Source organism: Azospirillum isscasi, assembly GCF_030849505.1.
Taxonomy (GTDB): domain Bacteria; phylum Pseudomonadota; class Alphaproteobacteria; order Azospirillales; family Azospirillaceae; genus Azospirillum; species Azospirillum isscasi.
Genome location: NZ_JAUJFI010000285.1, coordinates 1 through 3,301 on the forward strand (window position 1 = coordinate 1; position 3,301 = coordinate 3,301).

Below are 3,301 nucleotides of genomic sequence, written 5' to 3' on the forward strand. Positions count from 1 at the left end.
TCGGCGCGGCGGCTGACCTTCGTCCATCCCTACGACGATCCCGACGTGATCGCCGGGCAGGGGACGGTGGGGCTGGACCGGCTGTTCCTCCGCGCCATCCGCTACGCCGAGGAGGGCTATGGCGTCGCCCCGCGGGTGGCCCAGGACTGGGCGGCGGCGGTTCCCCTGCTGGCGGCGGACGAGGGCTGCCGCGCCGTCTTCCTGCCCGGCGGACGCGCGCCGCGCGCCGGGGAGCGCCATGCCCAGCCGCTGCTCGGCCAACGGTTGAGGGAGATCGCGGCGCAGGGGGCGGCGGCCTTCTACACGGGCGCCACGGCGGAATCGCTGGTCGGTTTCCTGCGCGCCCGCGGCGGGCTGCACACGCTGGACGACTTCGCGGCGGCCCAGGACGGGGCGGAGTCCGTGACGCCCATCGCCACGGAGTACCGCGGCCACGAGATCCTGGAATGCCCGCCGAACGGCCAGGGCCTCGCCGCGCTGATGATCCTGAACGCGCTGGGCGGCTTCGACCTGTCGGCTGCGGTTGGCGACGCGGACCGCCACCATCTGCTGGCCGAGGCGACGAAGCTCGCCTACCACCACCGCGACGCGCTGGTGGGGGAGGGAGGGCCGGAGGCCGCGGCGGCGCTGCTGTCGGCGGAGGCGACGGCGGCCCTGCGCCGCCGCATCGACCCCGCCCGCGCCCGGCCGCCCGCCCTGTGGACGGAGGCGGAGCACAAGGACACGGTCTGTCTCTGCGTGGTGGACCGCGACGGCAACGCCATCTCCTTCATCAACTCGATCTTCCATAGCTTCGGCAGCGTGCAGCTCGACCCGGCGACCGGGGTGCTGCTGCACAGCCGCGGCACCTCCTTCCGGCTGACCGAGGGGCACCCCAACGCCCTGGCGCCGCGGCGGCGCCCGCTGCACACCATCATCCCCGGCCTGATCCGCAAGGACGGGCGCGCGGTCTGCCCCTTCGGCGTGATGGGCGGCCATTATCAGGCGGCGGGGCACGGCGCCTTCGTGTCGGCGGTGCTGGACCGCGGGCTGGACGTCCAGGCGGCGATCGACCAGCCGCGCAGCTTCGCCTTCAACGGCGTCCTGGAGGTCGAACCCACCGTGGCGGAGGACACCGCCGCGGAGCTGGCCCGCCGCGGCCACGCGGTGGTCCGCCGGAACGAGCCGATGGGCGGCGGGCAGGCGATCTGGATCGACCACGCGGCGGGGCTGCTGATCGGCGGGTCCGATTGGCGCAAGGACGGCTGCGCTCTCGGATTCTGAGTGCCCGGCGGGTGGGGGCCCGGTGCGAGAACGTGCTTCCTACGCCGGCCCCGTCCGCTTGACCGCCTCGACCATCTCAAGAAAGCCCTGGACCGAGCGGTACGGCCCCTGGGGCTGCTCCGCCAGGGCGAAGCAGGCCCGGAGCCGGTTCCAGTCCGGCGTGGGGTGGAACTCCGCGAACCAGGGGCCGCGGTCCTTCCAGGGTACGAAGAGCGCCGCGACCTCCGCCGGCGGGGTGCGCCCGCTGTCCCGCTGCTGCTCCAGAAAGGCGAGGGCCGACCGGCAGCCGCCGGCCAGATTCTCGGCGAAGACCCCGATGCCGTCCGGATGCAGGGCGGGCCGCCCGTCCGGACCGATGTGGATGATCGGAAGGACCGGCGCCAGCCGCGGGAACAGGGTGTTCGCCCAGATCGTGCCGCCCCAGTAGAGTTCCGCGATCCGGGCGAAGTGGCCCACGTCGGTGATCGCCTCCAGCCCGCTCGACTCCAGGGGAAGGATTTCGACCTTGGGTTTGGTGACGGTCACGGTGTCGTTGGCCGCATCGACGTACAGGGCGCCGACCTGCATGGCGTTCTGGAAGTAGCTGCCGCGCAGCGCCCCCCAGACCGGCGACAGGGTGCCGCCCGCGCGGACGAAGGCGGCCAGCGCGTGCGTGACCGGCGTGTCCGGCGCGGCGATCCGCTGCCCCAGACGCGCGAACACGGCGTCCGTGATCTCCCGGCAAAAGCCCTTGGGGAAGGGATGGCGCCGCCGTGGCATGGGCAGCCGGCCCGAGGCCACGTCCCGGTCGACCCCATGGCGCAGCTCCAGCATCAGCGCTTCCAGGTCGCCGAGAAGGGGGCCGAGCCGCTGTTCGGTCAGGGCGCGCATCCGCGCGTCGGGAGCCACCGGGCGGCGGTGGTCCCGCCAGAGGCGCAATTGACGGTCGACCGGGGAAGCGGCGTCCGCCGCTATCGATGCCTGCTCCATGACTTTGGACCCCGCGCCTACGCGCCCGGTCCCACCACCGGCTCCACCGCGGCGGCGATGGACAGCAGGCGGCGGTCGGCTCCGGCGGCGCCCACCAGCATCAGGCCGCTGGGCAGTTCGCCGGCCCGCTGCATCGGCAGGCTGACGGCGCAGCGGTCCAGGAAGTTGAACAGGGCGCAGTTGCGCAGCAGAAGCAGGTTGAGCCGGGTGAACTCCGCATCCTCGGCGAAGGCGTCGATGCGGGGCGCCAGCAGCGGCACGGTGGGCATCAGCAGGGCGTCGTAGTCCGCGGTTGTCCGGTCGGCGCGGGCGATCAGGTCGGCGCGGCGCTGCGTCACCTCGATGTGGTCGATGGCGCTCATCCCATGACCGCGCTCGATCCGCACGCGGACGCGCGGGTCGTAGAGGTCGCCCTTTTCCGCCAGCAGGGCGCGGTGCCAGTGCGCGGCCTCCGCCGCGGGCAGGCCGCCCTTGGCGTTGGCCGGGCCGATCTCCGCCAGCTCCGCCATGGGAATCTCGACGATCCGCGCGCCGGCCTCCGACAGGCGGCGGCAGGCGGCGTCGAAGGCGCGGGCCACCGGCTCCTCCATGCCGTCCAGGACCACCGCCTGCGGCACGGCGAAGCGCAGCCCGGCCAGCCCGACCGGCGGCGGCTCCCACTCCGCCTCGCCGGCCGGCACGGCGTCGGCGATGGCGCAGCACTCCACCGTCCGGGCGAGCGGCCCGATGGAATCGAGCGACCAGGACAGCGGCAGGGCGCCGCGCAGCGGCACCCGGCGCTGCGTCGGCTTGAAGCCGACGATGCCGCACAGCGCCGCCGGGATGCGGACCGACCCGCCGGTGTCGGTGCCCAGCGCCAGCGGCACATGGCCCGCCGCCACCGACACCCCGGCGCTCGACGACGAGCCGCCGGGAATGCGCGCCGGGTCGGCGGGGTTGCCGGGGGTGCCGTAATGCGGGTTGATGCCGACGCCGGAGAAGGCGAACTCCGTCATGTTGGTCCGCCCGACCACCACCGCCCCGGCGGCGCGCAGCCGTGCCACCGCGTCGGCGTCGCGGGCCGCGGGGG

The 3,301-nt window shown here is 74.4% G+C and carries 3 protein-coding genes; 1 reads left to right on the forward strand and 2 read right to left on the reverse strand.

What is annotated here, in order from left to right:
• The coding region (locus tag QSG27_RS28165; RefSeq protein ID WP_306712072.1) for a gamma-glutamyltransferase family protein at positions 1 to 1,263 on the forward strand (1,263 nt) is incomplete at its 5' end.
• A 39-nt stretch (positions 1,264 to 1,302) separates the two neighbouring features.
• Here the strand turns inward: QSG27_RS28165 and QSG27_RS28170 are convergent.
• Together QSG27_RS28170 and QSG27_RS28175 are read right to left on the reverse strand one after the other, a co-directional pair.
• Complete coding sequence (locus QSG27_RS28170; protein WP_306712073.1) at positions 1,303 to 2,232, reverse strand: hypothetical protein; 930 nt, start codon at positions 2,230 to 2,232, stop codon at positions 1,303 to 1,305.
• A 17-nt stretch (positions 2,233 to 2,249) separates the two neighbouring features.
• Positions 2,250 to 3,301, reverse strand: a 1,052-nt coding sequence (locus QSG27_RS28175; RefSeq protein WP_306712074.1) for an amidase, incomplete at its 5' end; no start/stop codon positions are given.